At 38.2% G+C, this 21401-nt stretch carries 24 protein-coding genes; 6 read left to right on the top strand and 18 right to left on the bottom strand.

The features are described from left to right. Window positions 1-235 precede the first annotated feature (235 nt). From spo0A to ACLR96_RS02885, 4 genes are all read right to left on the bottom strand, one after another. Complete coding sequence (spo0A, locus tag ACLR96_RS02900; RefSeq protein ID WP_187525588.1) at window positions 236-1039, bottom strand: sporulation transcription factor Spo0A; 804 nt, start codon at window positions 1037-1039, stop codon at window positions 236-238. Between the two features lie 104 nt (window positions 1040-1143). Continuing rightward, window positions 1144-2211, bottom strand: a complete 1068-nt coding sequence (spoIVB, locus tag ACLR96_RS02895) for a SpoIVB peptidase (RefSeq protein ID WP_187525589.1) — start codon at window positions 2209-2211, stop codon at window positions 1144-1146. Between the two features lie 10 nt (window positions 2212-2221). Continuing rightward, window positions 2222-2650 carry a hypothetical protein gene (locus ACLR96_RS02890; RefSeq protein WP_187525590.1) on the bottom strand — a complete coding sequence of 143 codons (429 nt, stop codon included), beginning with the start codon at window positions 2648-2650 and terminating at the stop codon, window positions 2222-2224. Window positions 2651-2776: 126 nt separating this feature from the next. Beyond that, window positions 2777-3922 carry a hypothetical protein gene (locus tag ACLR96_RS02885; protein WP_187525591.1) on the bottom strand — a complete coding sequence of 382 codons (1146 nt, stop codon included), beginning with the start codon at window positions 3920-3922 and terminating at the stop codon, window positions 2777-2779. 110 nt (window positions 3923-4032) lie between these two features. Between ACLR96_RS02885 and ACLR96_RS02880 the strand changes: the two genes are divergently transcribed. Continuing rightward, entirely contained in the window at window positions 4033-4677 is a 645-nt protein-coding gene (locus tag ACLR96_RS02880) for a hypothetical protein (protein ID WP_412265113.1), read from the top strand. 89 nt (window positions 4678-4766) lie between these two features. Here the strand turns inward: ACLR96_RS02880 and ACLR96_RS02875 are convergent, their stop codons facing one another. The 6 genes from ACLR96_RS02875 to ACLR96_RS02850 form a co-directional block, all read right to left on the bottom strand. Further along, window positions 4767-5867, bottom strand: coding sequence for a DUF975 family protein (locus tag ACLR96_RS02875; protein ID WP_412265112.1), 1101 nt, complete (start codon window positions 5865-5867; stop codon window positions 4767-4769). Window positions 5868-5997: 130 nt separating this feature from the next. Further along, on the bottom strand, window positions 5998-7122 hold the full coding sequence (locus ACLR96_RS02870) for an iron-containing alcohol dehydrogenase (RefSeq protein WP_177269012.1): 1125 nt from the start codon (window positions 7120-7122) through the stop codon (window positions 5998-6000). Between the two features lie 55 nt (window positions 7123-7177). Further along, the gene (locus ACLR96_RS02865; RefSeq protein ID WP_177269014.1) at window positions 7178-8494 is read right to left on the bottom strand and encodes an acetyl-CoA hydrolase/transferase family protein; all 1317 of its coding nucleotides are present in this window, start codon (window positions 8492-8494) and stop codon (window positions 7178-7180) included. Between the two features lie 26 nt (window positions 8495-8520). Further along, window positions 8521-8781 carry a hypothetical protein gene (locus tag ACLR96_RS02860; protein ID WP_177269016.1) on the bottom strand — a complete coding sequence of 87 codons (261 nt, stop codon included), beginning with the start codon at window positions 8779-8781 and terminating at the stop codon, window positions 8521-8523. Window positions 8782-8898: 117 nt separating this feature from the next. After that, entirely contained in the window at window positions 8899-10371 is a 1473-nt protein-coding gene (locus tag ACLR96_RS02855; protein WP_177269018.1) for a 4-hydroxyphenylacetate 3-hydroxylase family protein, read from the bottom strand. A gap of 90 nt (window positions 10372-10461) precedes the next feature. Next, the gene (locus ACLR96_RS02850; protein WP_177269020.1) at window positions 10462-10743 is read right to left on the bottom strand and encodes a NifU family protein; all 282 of its coding nucleotides are present in this window, start codon (window positions 10741-10743) and stop codon (window positions 10462-10464) included. Between the two features lie 108 nt (window positions 10744-10851). Between ACLR96_RS02850 and ACLR96_RS02845 the strand changes: the two genes are divergently transcribed. Next, complete coding sequence (locus ACLR96_RS02845) at window positions 10852-11484, top strand: thiamine diphosphokinase (protein ID WP_412265129.1); 633 nt, start codon at window positions 10852-10854, stop codon at window positions 11482-11484. Here ACLR96_RS02845 and thiT read toward each other — a convergent pair. The 7 genes from thiT to gpr are packed head-to-tail and all read right to left on the bottom strand — an operon-like array spanning window position 11474 to window position 18564. Continuing rightward, the gene (thiT, locus tag ACLR96_RS02840; RefSeq protein ID WP_177269024.1) at window positions 11474-12100 is read right to left on the bottom strand and encodes an energy-coupled thiamine transporter ThiT; all 627 of its coding nucleotides are present in this window, start codon (window positions 12098-12100) and stop codon (window positions 11474-11476) included. The genes ACLR96_RS02845 and thiT overlap by 11 nt on opposite strands. Before the next feature lie 7 nt (window positions 12101-12107). Further along, the gene (glpK, locus tag ACLR96_RS02835; protein ID WP_177269026.1) at window positions 12108-13601 is read right to left on the bottom strand and encodes a glycerol kinase GlpK; all 1494 of its coding nucleotides are present in this window, start codon (window positions 13599-13601) and stop codon (window positions 12108-12110) included. Beyond that, the gene (gene hemW / locus ACLR96_RS02830; protein ID WP_177269028.1) at window positions 13601-14752 is read right to left on the bottom strand and encodes a radical SAM family heme chaperone HemW; all 1152 of its coding nucleotides are present in this window, start codon (window positions 14750-14752) and stop codon (window positions 13601-13603) included. Before hemW ends, glpK begins: the two co-directional genes overlap by 1 nt. After that, the gene (lepA, locus tag ACLR96_RS02825; RefSeq protein ID WP_177269030.1) at window positions 14736-16547 is read right to left on the bottom strand and encodes a translation elongation factor 4; all 1812 of its coding nucleotides are present in this window, start codon (window positions 16545-16547) and stop codon (window positions 14736-14738) included. Before lepA ends, hemW begins: the two co-directional genes overlap by 17 nt. A gap of 51 nt (window positions 16548-16598) precedes the next feature. Next, window positions 16599-16736, bottom strand: coding sequence for a hypothetical protein (locus ACLR96_RS02820; RefSeq protein ID WP_177269032.1), 138 nt, complete (start codon window positions 16734-16736; stop codon window positions 16599-16601). A 15-nt stretch (window positions 16737-16751) separates the two neighbouring features. Further along, the gene (spoIIP, locus tag ACLR96_RS02815; protein ID WP_177269034.1) at window positions 16752-17654 is read right to left on the bottom strand and encodes a stage II sporulation protein P; all 903 of its coding nucleotides are present in this window, start codon (window positions 17652-17654) and stop codon (window positions 16752-16754) included. A gap of 22 nt (window positions 17655-17676) precedes the next feature. Further along, window positions 17677-18564 (bottom strand): GPR endopeptidase, encoded by an 888-nt coding sequence (gene gpr / locus ACLR96_RS02810; protein ID WP_177269036.1) that lies wholly within the window; start codon window positions 18562-18564, stop codon window positions 17677-17679. A gap of 119 nt (window positions 18565-18683) precedes the next feature. Between gpr and rpsT the strand changes: the two genes are divergently transcribed. The 4 genes from rpsT to ACLR96_RS02790 all read left to right on the top strand — a co-directional run bounded on the left by rpsT (window position 18684) and on the right by ACLR96_RS02790 (window position 21205). Continuing rightward, entirely contained in the window at window positions 18684-18950 is a 267-nt protein-coding gene (gene rpsT, locus ACLR96_RS02805) for a 30S ribosomal protein S20 (RefSeq protein WP_177269038.1), read from the top strand. Between the two features lie 185 nt (window positions 18951-19135). Next, on the top strand, window positions 19136-20059 hold the full coding sequence (locus ACLR96_RS02800; RefSeq protein ID WP_177269040.1) for a S66 peptidase family protein: 924 nt from the start codon (window positions 19136-19138) through the stop codon (window positions 20057-20059). 63 nt (window positions 20060-20122) lie between these two features. Continuing rightward, window positions 20123-20830: a purine-nucleoside phosphorylase gene (deoD, locus tag ACLR96_RS02795; RefSeq protein WP_177269042.1), complete on the top strand. Its 708-nt coding sequence runs from the start codon at window positions 20123-20125 to the stop codon at window positions 20828-20830. Between the two features lie 9 nt (window positions 20831-20839). Further along, window positions 20840-21205 (top strand): iron dependent repressor, metal binding and dimerization domain protein, encoded by a 366-nt coding sequence (locus ACLR96_RS02790; RefSeq protein WP_177269044.1) that lies wholly within the window; start codon window positions 20840-20842, stop codon window positions 21203-21205. A 44-nt stretch (window positions 21206-21249) separates the two neighbouring features. Here ACLR96_RS02790 and ACLR96_RS02785 read toward each other — a convergent pair whose 3' ends face one another. Beyond that, window positions 21250-21378: a hypothetical protein gene (locus ACLR96_RS02785; protein WP_412265111.1), complete on the bottom strand. Its 129-nt coding sequence runs from the start codon at window positions 21376-21378 to the stop codon at window positions 21250-21252. Window positions 21379-21401 lie beyond the last annotated feature (23 nt).

Below are 21401 nucleotides of genomic sequence, written 5' to 3'. Positions count from 1 at the left end.
GATACTCTCTAGTGTGGCCATTCTGTTTTTTTGAGTTCCGTTGGAAGGCTTTGCTTAGAAATTAATCATTGTTTTCGTTAATCCCTAATTGAGTTATCCTAAGCAGCTCTTTTTTATTGTTTGCCTGTAAATTATTTTTCAACCTACTATGGTCATCTCTATATTTTGTTTCTGTAGATCTTCTTGCGGATTCTTCAACAACAAGTTTTGAAATGATTAATATGTTAGATGACTCTCAGCTTGCCCTTCTCTCTATTCTCAACTTATCCGCTATTATAGCGATAAATTCCGAATTGGTGGGCTTTCCTTTATCGTTTTGCACTGTGTAACCGAACAAAGAATCAATGGTCTCAAGTTTGCCTCTGTTCCATGCCACTTCTATTGCATGTCTTATAGCACGTTCTACACGGCTCGGTGTAGTATTATTGGCTTTGGCAATAGCAGGATAGAGTTCTTTAGTGACGGCCCCGAGAAGATCTATGTCTTCCACTACCATGATGATAGCATCTCGAAGATAATGATACCCCTTAATATGAGCAGGCACTCCTATCTCATGTATTATATTCGTTATGTCTATTTCCAGACTTTTCTCTTCATCATCCTTCTGCCCTGTCAGTATGGCTCTGGCATACTGCATTTTGTTCTCACTTTTATCATCGACACCTGACAACTGATTGATCCGCTTCATAAGTATATCGAGATTGAAAGGCTTTACTATGTAATATTCCGCTCCCAGACTTATTGCTTTCTGAGTTATAGGCTCCTGTCCCACTGCTGATAAAACGATAGTTCTCGGATACTTTTCAAGCTCTATATTATTTATAGTTTCCAAAACACCCAATCCGTCAAGATGGGGCATGACCATGTCCAGTATTAAAATTTCAGGTTGATGTAATTTGATGTTTTCTATTGTTTTTATTCCATCATGAGAAACGAAAGCCAAATCAATATCTTCTTTATCTTGGAAGTAATCAACAAGGATCTCACAAAATTCCTTATTATCGTCAGCGATACCGATTTTAATTGTTTTCATTTTCATTTTCCTCCTGTTTTTGCCCTAAGACACTCTGTTCGACAATTGTTACATACTTAATTTTAAATAGATTCAGATTATTATCAATAATTTACTAAATACATTTTGCTTTATTTTTCGACAAGATTCGACTCTTCCAGCATCCATTCGATAAAAATCCCGTATCCTCGCTGTGGATCGTTCACAAACACATGGGTAACGGCGCCGATGATCCTGTCGTTCTGTATGATGGGGCTTCCGCTCATTCCCTGGATTATTCCTCCGCTTTCCTCCAAAAGCTCCTCATCAGTTACCTTTATGACCATACTCTTATCAGCAGGAGAATCCTGATTCTCTATTTTCTCAATCTCTATTTCAAAACGCTTTATTTCATTATTGGAAAGCGTTGACAGTATATACGCTTTTCCTAATTCTACCTGATCTTTGGTACCCACCGCAATAGGCTGTTCATATAAAGGATTTTCAATTGGATGATATGCAATGCCGAAAACTCCGAAATTACTGTTTCTTTCAAGGCTTCCAAGCGGATTGTCTGAATGATAAAATATTCCTCTTATTTCTCCCGGCTGACCGCTTTTGCCCTCCTGTACTTCCTGAACCTGTGACTCCAAAAGCAAACCTGTCTCTACAGAAAGGATAGAACTAGTCTCCGGATCCACTATACCATGCCCTAATGCTCCAAAAGTAGAGTTTGTAGGGTCATAATATGTCAGTGTCCCTATTCCCGCTGTCTTATCCTTAACCCACACTCCAAGCTTATAAAGGCCATCTTCTCCGGATTCCACAGGATTTATTTCAACGTTCATAATATTATCATTGCGTTTTATCTTGAGCTTCACAGTATCTTTTATCTCATTAACAAGAGCCTGAACTTCATCTGCTCTGTAAACTTCGGTACCGTTTATTTCCATTATTATATCACCGATCTGCAAACCGCTTAAAAGACCCGGATTGACCTTTTTCCCGTCTTTGCCTTCTATTTCCTCAAGACCTACTATTAAAACACCTCTGACGTCCATTTTGACCCCTACAGACTGCCCTCCGGGTACCAGAACCTTTTCCGCCACTACAGGTGCGGTCACTGTGCTTTCATTTTGAGGAAAAACTTGACCTATGATAATAATAGAAAGAAGAAGTCCGCATAAAATAAACGCACTCTTTTTTATAAAACGTTTCATTAAAAGCCCCCTAGCTATCAAAGTTTTGCAGGAATTCACCTAAGTCTTCTTCCGTCTCTATAGTCACACCGTCTACAAACAGCTGCTGATCACTTTCCGAAAGCAGATCAAAAGGAATGGACGTTATGAGATACAGTTCCTTATTGCCGTCTTCATCACATACGAAGACTTTGACTACTCCCTCCACTTCTTTTATTAGATATGTTTCAGGCCGGTTTTCTGTGTCTGTCCCGTCTTTTCCGTTTTTATCTTTTGTTTCCGAAACCTTATCTGATTCGGTTTGCTGTACCTCTACCTTTTTGACAGTATCCTCTGCAGGCTGTTCATCCTTATCATTTCCCTGAAAATTCAGCCATATGCCAAAACCAAGGACAAATACTCCGATAGCGGTAAAAATAACCCTGTTTTTCAATTTTTTTCTTCTGGTATCTCTAAACATAATTCACTTCACCTCAAGTGTATTATGGTCTTTTTTTCCTCCTTTATTCACTTTTGACAATAAATCATTATTTAAAAAGAGTCACACAAAGATTTTAATCACTTTATGTGACTCTTTTATGATCCTCTATTTTTCTTCTATTTTTTCTATAATATATTCCCTAAGGTCGTCCATAGCATCAAAATCCATATTAGGAACATAATAGTCTTCAAGGATATCATGATTTGCCTTTGCTTCTTTTAATATCTCTATGGCTTTCAAAATACAGTCTCTGCTTGATTCTTTAATATCCTCATATATTTTTTTCAGAAGTTCGCTTTCAGCACTGTCCAAATCGTCTTCTACTTTTATTCTTATAACTTTGCCGCTTACATTTTCAGTATCTATCACATGATATTCGTTACTGCATACTACTGCCGTATCAGCATCCGGACACACTACATGCTCAAGTTTGTCTTCCGGAAACATAGGGCAATAATACTCTTCTATATCAAATCCTGCATCTGTAAAACGTTCAGAAACTTGAGAAAGAAGCTTTTCAGATCTGAACCCTATCGGAACATCTATAATTATTATTCTTTCTATATTATCTATTATTGAAATTATATTATTCTTAATGCCCCCAGGAGTTATTGCTCCTGCAAAAAATTTTCTTTTTTCTCCTGTATAGATATCTTTTCCCAGAACACTATCGCGTTTTATTTTACTCTCAGATCTTCTAAGTACCGAAATGCCATCTAACTTAAGGCATACCTGACTTTTATACTCTCTCATCTTCTCATATGAAATAGATTCGTCAAGTACGTGTGACAGGAATTCATATTGCTGCTGCGCGCATTTGAGATATCCGTAAACATATCCAAAAAGTTTTGCAGTCTTCTCATTGCAGCTTATTACTCGGCTTCTGTTTTTTCTTATAAGTTCTTCATTCCAGAATTCTCCAAGATTTATTATTTCATCTACTGCTCCCGGATTCTTGGGATCCACAATATGAGGAGATGTACCATCCAATATCGCAGCATTTCTCTTTTTTACTAATATTCCGTCAAGAGAACCGGGATCTGACGAGCACCATAAAAAATCTACATCTTCTCCCTTATCAATAAAATGCTGCCCAACTTTTCTCATAAGTGTCGATTTTCCTGTTCCGGGACCACCTTTTAAGCAAAAAATTTTTTCTGCTTTTCTTTGTGGTAAAATATAGTTATAATAGGAATAGAATCCATCAGGAGTATTTCCTCCCGGATACAGATTTCTTATTTTGCCTTCCATAATTGACCTCCTTTTCGTTACTTATCATAATATGCTTCATGACATCACAATTGTTAACACAACGGTCGATTATGTGCATACTATCTAACTTATGAAAAGAGGAACTGATAATGAAACACAAATATAAAAAATCAAATCTGGTTATATCCATCATTCTATTTGTCATTTCTGCGTTTTTTTTAGGTTATGGTATATATATGATAGATTATTCTATCGATTATGTCCGCACCTATAAGGAAATATCCTCTATTGCGTTGGATAATGCGACTCAGTACGTTATATCCTCCTCTTATACATATATAGGTTTCGCTGTTCTCATATTTATTGGAGGATTCCTCATATTTTCACTAAGAAAAACTTCCTGTAAAATTCAGCCCGATAATATGATCATTACAAATGAAACAGACGAGGATCTTCATCCTGAAAACAATCCCTATTTTATTGCTTCTACAGAATCAATTCCTAATGAAATGAAAGAGATTGAAACAACTCCTGATGAAATACATAGCTCTAATTTATTTCAGAAATCTGATACTCCTGAGCCTTCATCCCCCGAAAACACTATTTCAGAAACAGACACTCTTCATCCAGAAGATCACATATTGTCAGATTCAGATGAAAACGACACAAAAAAACCATTACACACTGAAAAGTCTGAAAGCAGAGACACAGAGGCTACTCATTGGGACAATGATAATGTCCACGCTAAAATAATGTCAGATTCATGGCTAAAAGATATTTTCGAAGATAAATAGCTCGTTAAACATATAAAAAGCTCTCTTGCCCAAGAGACATTCATTGTCTCCGCTAAGAGAGCTTTTTAAACTATTTTAATTACACTGCATCAATCTACCTGCTTCGGTAAAGAATCATCATCCCCGTCCTTTTTATCTGAAGAAGAATTGCTTTTTTCACTATCAATACTTCCCTCTTTGTCAACTTCAGCAAAAACCGTAGCCACATCAACCGTTTTTAAATCACTTTTTCCCTGCGATGTATCATTAGAAGCTTCGAAAACCGTTTCCTCAGTCACGTCGTATCCATCATCCTTATTGTCATGCACTTCTTCATCAGCTGAGATATTATCCGCCGTTTGTGCCATACTTTCAACAGGAATTGCTTCCGGCTCTATAGGTGCAGGTTCTGTTTCTTTAATAAGATGCCCAGCAAGAATTTCATAAAATCCAGCCATAGTAGCATAGCGATATGCTATCACAGGAACAAGAAACAAAGATCCCAATATGGATATAAGAACTGTTACAAATGCAGAAAAATATAAAACCGAAGCTATAGCCGACAATATACTGGCAGGTATAATAGCTAGACAAAACCAGCCTATGAAGGATATATCCAGACAGAAATATTTCCATTTGTTGCCGGCCATCATCCTCTTGCTTTCATCCATACATTCCCTTATACCTTTATTCGGATCATCAGCCAAAATAAAGAAAGCCTGGCTGTATCTTATTGATGCAATCACTCCCGGAACAATCAAAAGAAGAGACCATAAAAATATAAACAATGACTGAAAAAGCATCAGTCCCAAGGCTTTGCCAAAACGCTCAAAACCAAGAAAAATATCACCTATGCCAACAATCTGTCTTCTGAACAAAGCAAGAAAAAACAATGTTATTCCCAATGTAAATGCTCCGGTAACCAATATGAGGTATATACCGCTCAATGATGAATATGTAGGCATACTGTCATAAACATAGCTATATTGATAATACATCCCATCATATCCATAGTTGTAATACATATCTCCTATATTAATGCCGAATAATGAATTTAAAATAACAGGAGGAACGTCTATACACAATGTGTAGACTATTACAGCCAATATTGCCAGTTTCCATTTGCCTGCAAGAGCATTGCGCCCCAAAGCTCTGAGATTGCTGCTCGGCTCTGTTATTATTATATTCGGTCCGATCATATTCTGTTGCATATTATAACCTCTCCTTTAAAAAATCCAATTTAATAATCCAACTAATAATACCATAAATCGCATGAAAACGGCAAGCGGAGTTTTCCGCTTGCCGATATAGGTTTTTATTTATACAGAACCTGTTCTGATATTAATACAGATTTTCAAATATCTCAGCAATCTCTGCTTCCGTAAGAGGCACATAATTATTTGCCAACAGTCTCTGCTGATTATCAACAGTTGATTTAGCAAATTCAGCAACCTGATCTTTTGTCATACCGTATTCGCTAAGCGGTTTCTTTTCAAGAATTTTTCCTAAAAACTCATCCAAAGCAGGATATACATCTGCGGGATCACATCCTAATACATCAGCAAAGAGCTTATTGGCAAGCTCAATTTTGCCCTTAGGCTGTTTTTTCATATACATCTTGAATACTTCTGTAAAACAGATGAAGTTAGCTTCACCGTGAGCAATATGGAAAGCGCCCCCATGAGCATATGACAGAGCATGAACCGCGCCGCAGCCTGCATTGCCAAACGCAATTCCGGCATAATTGGCAGCCAGACAGAAATCTTTAAGATGAGCTTTTCTGTTCTCAGCAGTATTTCCTCCTGCAGCTATGATTTCCTTATATCCATTCATTATCATGTCAATAGCTTTTACAGAGTACATTTCTGTGAAAGGAGAAGCCTTAGGTGAAAGGAACGATTCTACAGCATGAATCAGAGCATCTACCGATGAAGTGGCAAACACCTTATCAGGAAGTCCCTGGAGTGATTCAGGGATGAGAACAGCAGTGTCAGCATAAGTCTGTTCATCAGCGATACCCTTCTTAAGATTTAAGGAAGGTATTGAAGCTACAGCTACATTAGTCACTTCTGAACCTGTTCCACAAGTGGTAGGAACAACAATAAGCTCCTTTACTCTCTTAGGTGCTACCTTTCCTGTATAAAGATCAGCCACCTTGTCAGGAATCTCACATGCCAGAACTTTACAGCAGTCTACAATAGTACCGCCGCCAAAAGCAATAATCCTGTCATACTCATATTTATCCATTTCAGCCTTCATGGCATCCATCATCTCATCTGTAGGTTCACCTGCACCATATTTTTCCTGATATACTACAGGCATATCAATACCGAGCGGTTTTACATACGGATCATACATCCACTGGTTAGTTACAAGGATATCTCCCTTGCCCAGTTTGAATTCATCATTGAACTCTTTAAATGTGTCAAAGTAATAAATTGCAGGAACTACTCTTAATGCTTGCATAATTTTACCTCTTTTCTTAAACTTAGCAATAATTTACCGATTCATTTTTTATGAATTAAAATTCTGCATTGAATCTCTCTTTGAACTGAACTTTCAGTTCTTCTCTGAAATCAGGATGAGCTATGTTGATGAGCTGTCTCGCTCTGTCTTTCAAGTTAGCTCCCTTTAATTTAGCAATACCATATTCAGTTACAACATAATCTGCGTCACATCTCGAAGTTGTTACCGCTGCGCCATGATCGATAAAAGGAACTACCTTTGATATCATTGAACCATCTTTCTTGACAGTTACCGAAGGCATTGCGATGATAGCCCTCGCATTTCCATCTTTAGCCATTGAAGCTCCTCGGATAAAATCAACCTGGCCGCCTACACCTGAAATCTGCTTAGTTCCAATACATTCCGATACGATCTGACCCATGAAATCTATCTGCACACATGCATTAATGCAGACAAGATTCTTTAGGTTGCATACTGTCATAGGGTGATTTACATAATCTACTTCCCTTAGTTCTACCATAGGGTTTTTATCACACCAATCATACAGCTTCTTTGTACCCATAAGAAATGTTACTACCATCTTTCCTTCGTCTATTCCCTTCTGGCTGCAATCAATGGCTCCTTTTTCGAAGAGGTCCACAACACCGTCAGCGATCATTTCAGAATGAATACCGAGATGCTTCTTTTCTCCCAATTGAGCCAGCACTGCATCAGGTATAGCTCCAATACCAAGCTGCAGTGTATCTCCATCGTTTATCAATGAAGCACAATTTTTACCTATTGCCTCTTCTACAGGACCAATAACTGCAGGTTTGCTCTCAGGAAGCGGCCTGTTATATTCAACAAAAGCATCTATTTCATTTACATGTATGTAAGTATTGCCGAATACTGTAGGAACTTGATCGTTTACTTCAACAAGAACTACTCTTGCCGATTTCACAGCCTGCATAGTATAGTCTGATGATACACCTACATTACAGTATCCATGTTCATCTGGCGGAGTTACCGTAACCATAGCTACGTCAACGTGTAATCTATCATTTCTGATAAGGCTTGGAATCTCATGGAAGAATACAGGTACGAAATCACCATGTCCTTCTGAAATGGAGCCTCTTACAGAAGGAGATGTAAACCATCCTTCATATCTGAACGTATCGCTGTTTTCTTTTTTGGCATATTCACCTTTTCCCAGCGTTACCATGTGAGATACCGTTATATCCTTGTATAAGTTCTTATTGGCAACCATAGCATCAACAAGAGCAACAGGTTCTGCAACAGCATGCGCCAGAACTACAGTATCGCCTGACTTTATCAGCTTCACGGCTTCATCGGCACTCATTTTTTTGCTTTCATAAGTTTTTTTCCAATCCATACGTTATCACTCCTCCATTTTCGCGCTTAATCTTTGTTAAGCTCTTTTTTTAAATCGTCTATTTGACTGTAATCCCAAAGCTTATATATCTTACCCTTTACGTCAAAATGATCATATGAAGCACAACAGTTGGCACATCCTCCGATCACCAACAGTCTATCATATGTTTCACCTTCAACAGCATGAGTAAAATCCATATTATTCACATCACGTTCTATTTCTCTTAATGCTTTGCCTCGATCAAATCGGGGGTTGCATCCCCCGCAAAATCTAACTCCGCATTTCATATTTGTCCTCATATCTATGGCCTTAAAGTCTTAATAAATTTTAAAAAGAGACCGCTCTGGGCTACAAAGCGGCCTCAAATTTTTTAGTACTTATTAACTGTTAAATGCGAGACTTAACTATTTAATTCCTACGATAGCCTTAGCTAATTCTTTCTTTCCTTCGAGGTTTCCCTGTCTTGAGATCATAATTCTCTGAGCCTGAGGTGAACCTGCTCCATGCAGTGATTCTGTTCTGTATCCTACAGCGGATGAGCCTAAACAGATATTTTCAATAAATCTCAATATTCTCATTCTTTCCTCTGTAGTGCATGAAGGTGCAGCCGCAAAGTACTTATTGCAGATATCTCCAATAGTTTCACCATTTCTGCCTACCTTTAAATCAGACTTGAAGTCTTTTTCCGACGGCATTGTAACCATAAGTCCGCCTGCGATATCTTCAGCTAATCTTGTAATATCGTAAGGGAATCTCGTTACATTCTGCTTACAAACGTTAGCGAGAAGCAAGTCGATTTCATAGTTTCCTGCCAGTGTAGGATGACCTTCGGATGAGCATGCAATTCCGCAGCAGTACAGTGTTTCATTCAGATGAATCATCTCAATGAGCTTATCCTTAATATGAGAAGCTTTCTGTGCACCGTTATATTCAGCAGCTAAAGCAGCAGCGCCGATAAGAACGTCACCAACACCTACTTTACATCCGCCATATGACTGTCTGTGATATCCTGCGAATCTTTCTACCATCATTCCTGCAAAGTCATATTCTCCTGCTAAGAATATGTATTCATTAGGAATAAATACATTATCAAATACTACTAATGCTTCCTGACCGCCAAACTGCTTATTACCAAGATCAACATCAGCACCTTCCTCTAATTTTCTTGTATCGCATGACTGTCTTCCGTAGATCATGTACATACCTTCAGCATCTGAAGGACATGCGAACGATACTGCGTAATCCTTGTCAGCTTCTTTCATTGCCTGTGTAGGCATAACTATATGCCAGTGTGAGTTAATAGTACCTGTCTGGTGAGCCTTAGCTCCTCTTACTACGATACCGTCTTCTCTTCTTTCAACGATATGCATAAACAGATCAGGATCTCTCTGAGCGCTTGGAGCGAGTCCTCTGTCACCCTTAGGGTCAGTCATGGCACCGTCAACTACATAGTCTTTCTCCTGAACCATCTTAAGAAAGTTCTTGAAGTTTTCATGATAGTTAGTACCATACTTCTTATCAGTTTCATATGTCGTGGAGAATACAGCATTAAAAGCATCCATACCTACGCATCTCTGGAAGCATGAAGCTGTCTTCTGTCCGCAAAGTCTCTGCATTTTTACTTTTTTCTTTAAGTCTTCAGTACTCTGGTGAAGGTGTGAAAATCTGTTTACTGTTTCACCAGTAAGATTTGACTTCGCAGTCATGAGGTCAGCATACTCAGGATCATGAGCAAGATCATAAGTAATTGCTACGCAGTTGATTGAAGGTCTAATAATAGGATGATCTACCCAATCTTTAACCTCTTCTCCAAACATGTAGACTCTCGTCTTCATTTTTCTCAAGCTTTCAATATACTGTGCTCCTGTCATTAACATATTAAAATCACTCCTTTATTATATTTATTTCTTATAACGCTTGATTGCGAAATAAGAAATTATAAACAAGTTTTAATGTAACAGAAATAACTAATTGTTTTCCTTTCTCAATATCTTTCTTGCCATATCGAGAAGATCTTCGCTTACAGAAGTATCCAAGACCACATCTTTGATCCCATCTATATTCTCCATCAATATGCTCTTGACCACATCCTCAATCGTTGACTGAGCCGATGGGCAGGAAGCACATGACCCGGTAAGTCTCACCACTGCCACACCATCTTCATATTTGGTGAGAACAGCCCCTCCGTAATGGGCAGCAAGTACAGGATCAACCTTATCTTTTAATACTTTCTTGATTTGCTCTTCCATAGCTTCACCTCATTATTTTCTGTACAACGTTATTATATATCTTGCTTTAAGGTTTTTCAAGAGGTTATAATTATCAATAATCATAAAAACAGGAGGTAATTTTTGAAAATGAGCAGAGCTGTTATTATCACTTCATATATAGAAAATGAAATAAATATAAAAGAATATCTTCACCCGGAAGATTACGTAATATGTACCGACGGAGGATATGATATCGCATTATCACAGAATATTTCACCGGATATTCTTCTTGGTGATTTTGATTCAATAAAATGTGAATTGCCTGAAAACATTGAAATTAAAAGCTTTCAGCCTGAAAAAGATTATACAGATCTTGATCTGGCAATGAGAACAGCTGTTGAATCAGGGTTTTCAGAATTGGAAATTTTTGGAGGAATTGGCGGCCGCTTAGATCATACTGTTGCAAATCTGCAACTGATTTATCACTACAATGATTTTTTTGAAAAGCTTATTATGCTTGATGGGATGAATAAATGTTTCATACTGGACTCAAAAAAACTCAGCAACTTTGTAATTCCCAGAGAAAAAAATAGTTACCTTTCTGTTTTCTCTCTTTCGGAAGAATCTGTAGGTGTATCAATAAGCGGAGCAAAATACCCGCTTCAGAATCATACTCTTACAAGAAACTTTCCTCTTGGTGTAAGCAATGAATTTAAGCAAAAAAATACCGTCATTTCTATAAAAGACGGTATACTGCTTATCGTTATATCTAAAATGTAGCCTTGAGTCTCTGAAACATATTTTTTACCTGAGGAATGCTCAGCAGTATTACAGATACTACCCCCTCCACCGCCAAATATGTAAAATTATACCAAACAGACCACGTTATGGCATTAAACCCTTCCGGTGCATATTCTCCAAAGAAAATCACTCCTGAAAGCACCGCGCAGATATATCTGCAGAAAACACCAAAAATGTAGCCTTTAACAAGGCCATTTTTCTTTTGTGTAAAAATACCTCCGAATGCAAGAGAACCAAATGCCAACGGATAATCAAGAAGTAACTGTACAGGATGTATTACATAGGGATTGAATATAAGTGATATTAGTCCTACACACATTCCAGCCAGGAGCCCTCTTCTGACACCGAAAAAATAAGCGCACAACACTATCGGCACCATGGAAAACGCCGTTATACTTCCGCCCTGTGGCATTCTGAAAATAACAATTTGATTGAGTATAATAGAAAGAGCTACAAATACTGCAGAAACTGCAAGTGCCTTCATATCTGTGGCTTTTCCTTTTCCAGAATACATTATAGCTGCAAACAGAAGCAGAATTACCACTACTACTGTCGCCTGACCTCCTGTAGAGTCAAAAAAATCCTGTAAATTCATAAAACTATTATTCCGCCCATTCCAATGTACGCTTTACAGCTTTGTGCCATCCTTCTATGAGCTCTTTTCTCCTTTCTTCATCCATACCAGGTTCAAATGCACGGTCTATCTGCCAATTGGAGATAATATCATCAGTATTCTCCCAATAACCTGTAGCAAGACCTGCAAGATACGCTGCTCCAAGAGATGTGGTTTCTATACATTTCGGTCTGCATAAGGACATACCAATTATATCTGACTGAAATTCAAGAAGAAAGTCATTTGCACATGCACCACCGTCAACTTTAAATGTTCTTATAGCATCTCCTATATCCTCTGCCATTGAATTCATCAAATCATAAGTCTGATATGCCATAGATTCAAGAGCAGCTCTCACTATATGATTTTTATTTACTCCCCGCGTAAGACCCATAATGGCTCCTCTGGCATAAGGATCCCAATAAGGCGCTCCAAGTCCTGCGAATGCGGGGACTATATAAGCTCCGGCTGTATCAGGAACAGCTCTTGCCATTTTCTCTGACTGCGCCGCATCATCAAGAAGTCGTAACTCATCCCGAAGCCATTGTATCGTTGCTCCTGAAACGAAGACAGAACCCTCAAGAGCATAATACACGTCTTCTCCCAATCCCCACGCTATTGTGGTAAGCAGTCCATGTTTTGACTCCACAAGCTTCTGACCTGTATTAACCAACATAAAACCACCTGTCCCGTAAGTGTTTTTAGCTTCACCTTCAGAAAAGCATGTTTGTCCAAATAAAGCTGCCTGCTGATCTCCTGCCGCACCTGAGATAACTATCGGTCCTCCGAATATTCTTGAATGACTCTCGCCAAAGATCATACTTGAGGGGCACGGCTTGGGAAGCATACATTTTGGTATATCCAAGATATCCAATATCTCACTGTCCCATTGAAGGTTTCTAATATTGAACATCATGGTCCTTGACGCATTGGAATAATCAGTAATATGCACCTTTCCATCTGTGAGTTTCCATATCAGCCATGTTTCTATAGTGCCAAAAAGAAGATCTCCTGCTGCAGCGCTTTCATATGCTCCTTCTACATTCTCCAATATCCATTTAAGCTTTGTAGCCGAAAAATAGGGATCTATCAAAAGCCCTGTCTTCTCCCGGAAAAGAGATTCCAACCCCTTTTCCTTAAGCTCGCCACAGAAATCCGCAGTCCTTCTGCACTGCCACACTATAGCGTTATATACCGGTTCACCCGTATGCCTATTCCAAACAACAGTGGTTTCTCTCTGATTCGTTATTCCTATGGAATCAATATCATTATATGTAGCATTTATTTTCAGCATAGCTTCCTGAGCCACCCCGATCTGAGTAGACCATATATCCATGGGATCATGTTCTACCCATCCTTCTTTGGGATATATCTGTCTAAACTCCTTCTGGGCTACACTGATCTGCCTTCCTCTCCTGTCGTATAATATACATCTGGCGCTACTGGTTCCCTGATCTAATGCCATTACGTATTTTCTTTTCATCAAATAAACTCCATCATTATCTTGTTTGAAATATCCATGCCTCTTTCCGAAAGATAAAGTCTGTCTCCGTCAAGAATAAGCATTCCTTTATATTTATTCAATATAGTATTATCATAAACAGAAAAAAAATCCTCTTTAAAGGTCTTTCTGAAATCACTGAGATTTATTCCATCAGTCTTTCTGAGACCTGTGAAAACAAAAATTCCCATCTCCTCCCGCTCCGTATAGCTCTCGACACTGCCAGCATCTATAGGTGCGGTATTCTCCTTTATTGCACTGATATAGTCATACATTTTTTCACAATTTTTAAACCTGCTGCCATCTACAAAAGAACTGGCTCCAAGTCCCATTCCGATATATTCCTCATAAGACCAGTATTTTATATTATGCCGGCTCCTGTAACCGGGCAGAGCCCCGTTGGATATCTCATAATGTTCATATCCTGCATGTTTCATCATTTTAAGTGCCGCATGATACATCTCCCGGTCTGCTGCCTCCGGGATTGGTTCCAACTGTCCATCTTCATATATCATTTTATAAAATTCAGTTCCTTCTTCTATCTGCAAACTGTAAAGAGATATATGAGAAGGCCTCAAAAATATGCATTGCCTTACAGTGTCTTTCCACATCTTCATGGTCTGTCCGGGTATACCAAACATTATATCAAGATTTATATTTTCAAACCCTGCTTTCTTTGCTCTCTGAAGAGAGTAGAAAGCATCATTTTTATTATGTATTCGTCCCAAAATGCCAAGCATATTATTGTCAAAAGACTGTATCCCTATACTGAGTCTGTTAATACCCTTTCTGAGATACCGTTCCATTTTTTCATCACTCAATGTAGCCGGATTAGCTTCTATGGTTATCTCTGCATCTTCTGTAATATTAAAATTATCCTTAAGACAATCTACAATCTTTCCTATATCCCATTCTGATAGAAGCGACGGTGTTCCCCCTCCTATATACACACTGTCCACTTCACGATAATGCCAGTTTTCGGATTTTATCCTGATTTCCTGCATCAGTGCATTAGCATATTCCGAAAAAATCTTATTGTCATTACAACTAAAAGAGAGGAAATCACAGTATCTGCATTTCCTCGTACAAAACGGTATGTGAAGATATAACCCCAGTTTATTTGTTATCGTCATACTTGAGTACCGCAGTAAACGCTTCTTGCGGTACTTCTACAGTACCGAACTGCCGCATTCGCTTTTTTCCTTCCTTTTGCTTTTCCAACAGCTTTTTCTTTCTTGAAATATCACCGCCATAGCACTTGGCTATAACATCCTTCCTATATGCCCTCACAGTCTCTCTGGCAATGACCTTCTGACCTATCGATGCCTGAATCGGAACCTCAAACTGATGCATAGGAATGATTTCTTTAAGCTTGGAACAAACAAATCTGCCTCTTGAATAAGCTTTCGATTCATGCACTATCATTGAGAAAGCATCCACAAGATCTTTGTTGAGCAATATATCAAGTTTTACTACCTTCGAAGGCTCATATCTTGAGAATTCGTAATCCAGAGAACCATAGCCTCTTGTCTTTGACTTAAGCGCATCGAAAAAATCATATATGACTTCATTCAAAGGCATATCATAGTGAAGATTCACTCTATTTTCAGTGATATACTCCATATGGAGAAGCTTTCCTCTGCGATCTTGACATATCTCCATTATATTTCCCACATATTCTTTCGGAACCATAATGTCAGCTTTTACCATAGGCTCTTCTATATGATCTATCAGCGCGGGATCAGGAAGATTTGACGGATTCTGCACCATCTGCACACTGCCGTCAGTCATAACTACTTTATATATAACACTCGGAGATGTTGTCACCACTCCAAGATCAAATTCACGCTCAAGCCTTTCCACTATGATTTCCATATGAAGAAGTCCCAGAAATCCGCATCTGAATCCAAATCCCAGTGCCGTTGATGTTTCAGGTTCAAAATGAAATGCCGCATCGTTTACCTGCAACTTTTCAAGAGCGTCTTTCACGTTTTCATACTTTTCTCCTTCCGCAGGATAAATGCCACAGTAAACCATAGGCTGCACTTTTTTATATCCCGGAAGCGGCTGTTCAGTAGGCTCATCAGCCAGTGTTATAGTATCTCCCACTCTGGCATCTGCTACCTGCTTTATACTGGCACAAATATATCCTACCTCTCCGGCTTTGAGGGCCTTGCATTCCACAGGTCCCGGAGAATACACTCCCACCTCCGTAACCTCATATTCTTTGCCGGCATTCATCAAAAGTATAGTATCACCCTCTTTGACAGTACCGTCAAAGACCCTTGTATATATCACTACACCTTTATAATTGTCATAATATGAGTCAAATATCAGCGCTTTCAGCTTTCCGTGTTCATCTCCTTGAGGAGCCGGTATATCCGTAACTATCTTTTCAAGAAGTTCTTCTATTCCTATTCCTTCTTTGGCCGAAACAAGGGGAGCGTTTTCCGCATCAACGCCTATAACATCTTCTATTTCCTGTTTTATCTCATCAGGCCTTGCTGAAGGCAAGTCTATCTTGTTAAGGATCGGCATAATCTCCAGATCCTCATCCATTGCAAGATATACGTTTGCAAGAGTCTGAGCTTCTACACCCTGTGTGGCGTCAACTACAAGAACCGCTCCTTCACATGCTGCCAAGCTTCTTGAAACTTCATAAGTAAAATCCACATGTCCCGGAGTATCTATAAGATTAAACACATATTCATTGCCATCTTTTGAATTGAATATGAGACGTGTTGTCTGAAGCTTAATAGTAATCCCACGTTCTCGTTCAAGCTCCATATTATCAAGGAACTGTTCTCTCATTTCTCTCTCTGAAACCAGTCCGGTCTTCTCGATTATTCTGTCTGCCAATGTAGATTTGCCATGATCTATATGAGCTATTATGCTAAAGTTTCTGATATATTTTTGATAATCTTTCATTTCTGCCTCTCAAACTAAAATTCTATACTTCGTATTTTACTGGAAAAAGCTTTAATTATCAACATCCAAAACTAATTTTCCTCCCTGTCCTGTCGTTTCCAGGCAGATATTGTCAAGACTTATTATGCTGACGGTTCCGATGAAAAACACTATAGACACTATAATCATCTTTATGATTGTTTTTTTCATTTGTTTCTCCTCACATTATTGTTCCTCTTTTATAATCTCTGCTAAAACTTCTGCGAAATAGACGGCGCATAATCTCGTTTCTTCTATAGTATTCTTGTTGTTTCCTATTTCAAGAAGAAGAGCCCTGTCACTTACGAATTCATTATATTTATAATTCTGTTCTATAATAGCTCCTCCATACCCTTTATAAAGCTTCTCGGATTTTTCACTTATTTTCTTTGCGAAAGCATATAGTTCAGTATAGTTATCATTTTGCTTTCCTACCACCATACTGAATTTTGCTACACGTTTTCCGTCTATTTCTATGTATTTTCCCTCTGTCGCAGAGGCTGCCGCTGCATCCCTGTGAAGATCTATAACGTACTTGGCTGTAGGATATTTTTTGGTCAGTGTCTGAATAGTCTCTAATGATCTATTGTAAGATTCGTTATATGAAGGTCTATCATGAAGTGTCTTATCATGTATAACGTTTATCCCTTTTTTCTTAAGTTCTTTTTCAAGTACATTTCCTACATCTCTTACTGTCCCCTCTTCTTCTTCTCTATGATAGTTACTCTCATCATAAGGCATATATGATTCTGTACTGTGAGTATGATATATTATAACCTGAGGATCTCCTGTAACCGTAACTTTTTCCTCTTTGTTTTCCTCTTTTGATTCTTTCTTCTCCGCTTCTTCTTTCACCTTATTATCAGATGACTTTTCTTTATCCCCGTTTTCGTCTGTTTCAGCTGTTTCATTATCAGAGGCGATCTCGGTAATACGAGTCACCTGACCTATACATATCTCTCCCAAACCTTTCTCATCTATCCATGCAGATGAAAGGGCTGAAGCCGGGTTGGCTTTAAGAAAGAATAAGGTCGAACATATAAACATCAGAGCAGCGGCAATAAGAAGTACTTTACTTTTCTTTTCCATAGTTGTCCTCCAAAAGTTTCTTTTACGAATATATGCCGGGATGCAGAGTTTTATTTATACCATTTGCTATTATATCGGAAAAATCTTTTATAAGCATATCTATATCTGTTGAAGTCACTATCATTTGACGATCATATTCTTCTATATATTTTTCTACTTTTTCAATACTTTCTATATTTTCTATAAGTGCATCTCTTATTATGGTCGTAGCATCTATCACAGTAGGCACACCGATAGCTATAACCTTTATTCCCATAGTTTCCTCATTTATTCCGGTTCTGTTATTTCCCATTCCGGCACCTGGTGAAATTCCCGTATCAGTTATCTGTATAGTAGTGCTTACACGTTCAATATTTCTTGCAGCCAGAGAATCAATTACTATTATAACTTCAGGTTTTACAAGTTCTGAGGTTTTTTTTATTATTTCCGCAGTCTCCATGCCTGTCGTTGCGGTTACACCTGGCACTATACAGCTTACTCGCGACATTTCATCGTCTCCATCGGCTCTAAAAAGTTCAAACAAATGATTAGTAACTTTTATCTTGGAAGCTGTCGAAGGTCCCAGAGCATCAGGAGTAACCATAGGATTTCCAAGGCCTGCTACTAGGACATTAAGATAATAATGAAACTTTATTAATTCTTTCAATTCTTGAGCCACAACTTTTTCAACTTTATCTTTTATGCCATCTGCTTCTTCCAGTATTCCTTCTGCTTCTATAGTTATATAGTTACCCATAGGTTTTTCCATCTTGACTTCGCCTATGGGATCTGTTATTTCTATTCTGGTAACCGTTATATCATCTCCATAATCAATCTTCTTCATAATAATACCTTCTGTAAGATTCGGCATTTTGCCGTCTTCATCAAGCATTTCTTTTCTCTCTATGGCCAAATCAGTCCTATAATTCATTTTGCAGGCTCCTTTTATCATTTTCTATGATTTTTCCCTTGCAAATTGTGTTTTATTCATTTATACTTTTAATTGCGAATTTTTAGCTATATTTAATAAAGAAAGTGGGGTAATTTAAAATGGCAAATATTAAATCCGCAAAGAAAAGAATCCGTGTTATCGATAAAAAAACGGCAAGAAACAGACGTGTCAAAGGACATCTCAAAGCAGTTTTAAAAGCATTTGACGCAGCTATTGAAGCCGGAGATATGGAAACAGCTAAAGAAAAACTTGCTTTAGCAGAAAAAAAGCTCATGCAGGCTGCTGCTAAGCATACCATTCATAAAAATGCTGCTTCGAGAAAAGTATCAAGATTAACAAAAAGATTCAATAAGGCTAACGCCTAAGTCTCACCCGTCCCCACCAGTGCATAAGTTAAATGCACAGAAATGAGCAATTTAAAGAAAAAGATGGAATGTGTCTCCCATCTTTTTTTATATTCCTCCTAAAGCCAAAAAAGCAGCTCATATTCCCAGCTCTTCCATATATCCTTTATTATAAACACTATCAATATGAAAAGTGAGGTAGATATATGCAGAGAACTTTCAGCCCTGAGCCCTTAAGTCCCGGAGATAAAGTAGCTGTAATCGCTCCTTCCTCTCCTGTCAATGACGCTGATCTTCAAAAGATAACAGATTCCATAAAATTACTTGATCTTAAACCTGTAATAATGGACAGCTGTAAAATGAGACACGGGTATCTTTCGGGCAGTGATGTTCAGCGAGCAGAGGATTTTAACGAGGCTTTTGCTTCGAAGGAAATTAAAGGGGTTTTTTCCATGAGAGGCGGTTACGGCGCTATGAGGATTCTTCCCATGATAGATTTTGATACTATAAAAAAACATCCTAAGATTTTTGTCGGCTACAGTGATATAACAGTTCTTCACACAGCCTTGAACCAGCGGTGTGGATTTATAACTTTTCACGGTCCTATGGCGGCTGAAGATTACACAAGGCTTGACAGATTTACGTTATCATCTTTAAAGAAATGTATTTTCCATCAAAATATACCAAGACAACTAAATAATCCTAAAGGCGAAGTACTTAAAACTATTTATCCGGGCACAGCCACCGGCCCTCTTACAGGCGGCAACCTTACAGTTTTGGCCGCAACTTTGGGAACTCCTTATGAAATAGACACAGAAAACAAAATACTCTTTATTGAAGACGTCTGCGAGCCGATGTACAGACTGGACAGGGCCCTTACATCCCTGGCTCTTGCCGGTAAATTTAAAAACTGTAACGGCATAATACTCGGAACATTCAAAGACTGTAATGAGTCCTCTGATTCATTGACTCTCGAAACTATAATCAACGAAATCATATTACCCTATAAAAAGCCCTCCATTCTCAATTTGAGAGCTGGACACGTCTATCCTCAGATTACCCTTCCTATGGGATCTGACATCATAATAAAAGTCAGCAAAGAAATGTCTTCTAATATATTTGTTTTATAAAATCGATAAATATGGTATACTAATTTTAATAAACAAAACCGATAATTAAAGGAGAACATCCATATGAGCACACATATAAACGCTGCAAGTAAAAACGATATTGCTCCGTCAATACTTCTGCCGGGTGATCCTCTCAGAGCAAAATTCATAGCAGAGAATTTCCTTAATAATCCAAAATGCTATAATGAAATTCGAGGGATGTTAGGCTATACCGGAACGTATAAAGGCGTTCCGGTTTCAGTACAGGGGACAGGTATGGGAATGCCGTCTATGGGAATATATTCATGGGAGCTTATAACTGAATATCGTGTCGAGAATCTCATCAGAATAGGAACTGCCGGCTCTTTTCATGAAAATGTGAAAATAAAAGACATAGTTGTAGGTATGGCTGCATCTACTGATTCAAATTATATTCACGCTTTTGATGTACCGGGATCATATTCACCGTGCGCCAGTTTTGAACTTTTATCCAAACTCAGCCAATCATCAGAAAATCTGAAAATTCCTTTCAAAGCCGGTAATATCGTATCCTGTGACGTATTTTATGAATTAAAAGAAAACTGGTGGAAAAAATGGGCCTCAATGGGCATTATGGCAGTTGAAATGGAAGCTGCTGCATTATATATGAATGCAGCTTACAATAATGTAAATGCTCTGGCTATAATGACCATAAGCGATCATTTTGTTACAGGTGAAAAAGCAACAGCGAAAGAAAGAGAAACATCCTTTACCGATATGATGAAACTCGCTCTTGAAACCGCTATAAAATAGGAGGAAAAAGTGAAAATATTAGAATCCGCAGAAAATTATCTTGAATCTATACTTATTATAAAAAACGAAAAAGGAACCGTAAGAGCTATTGATATTGTCAATTACCTGGGGTTCTCAAAACCAAGTGTGAGCATAGCTCTCAAGCAGTTAGAGACTAATGGATTCATTACAAGAGATAAAGATAATCATATATTTCTTACTGAATCCGGTAAAGAAATCGCAGACTGTATATATGAACGTCACCAACTACTGAGCAAACTGTTCATAAAAATAGGAGTAAGCGAAAACACAGCAAGAGAAGACGCATGCAAAGTTGAACATCACATCAGTCAAGAAACCTTTGAATGCATAAAAAAATATTTTGAAGAAATGTAGCTCAATATTCAGTAAAAAAACAGCACGGTTGCCCCGTGCTGTTTTTATTCATCTCTTTTCAGTGCAAATATTAAAGACATCACCGCAACAAATATCAGCACCGAAACAAAAGTCAATACAGCTCTGCTTATCACACTGTCTATTCCCGCAGCTAATTCAGCAATAACTAACATTACAATATCCCCTTTTTCATAAC

The sequence above is a fragment of the Lentihominibacter sp. genome, assembly GCF_046951855.1.
Classification (GTDB): Bacteria; Bacillota; Clostridia; order Peptostreptococcales; family Anaerovoracaceae; genus Lentihominibacter; species Lentihominibacter hominis.
Note: the sequence above shows the minus strand (reverse complement) of the source record. Positions and strands in the feature narration are given on the sequence as shown.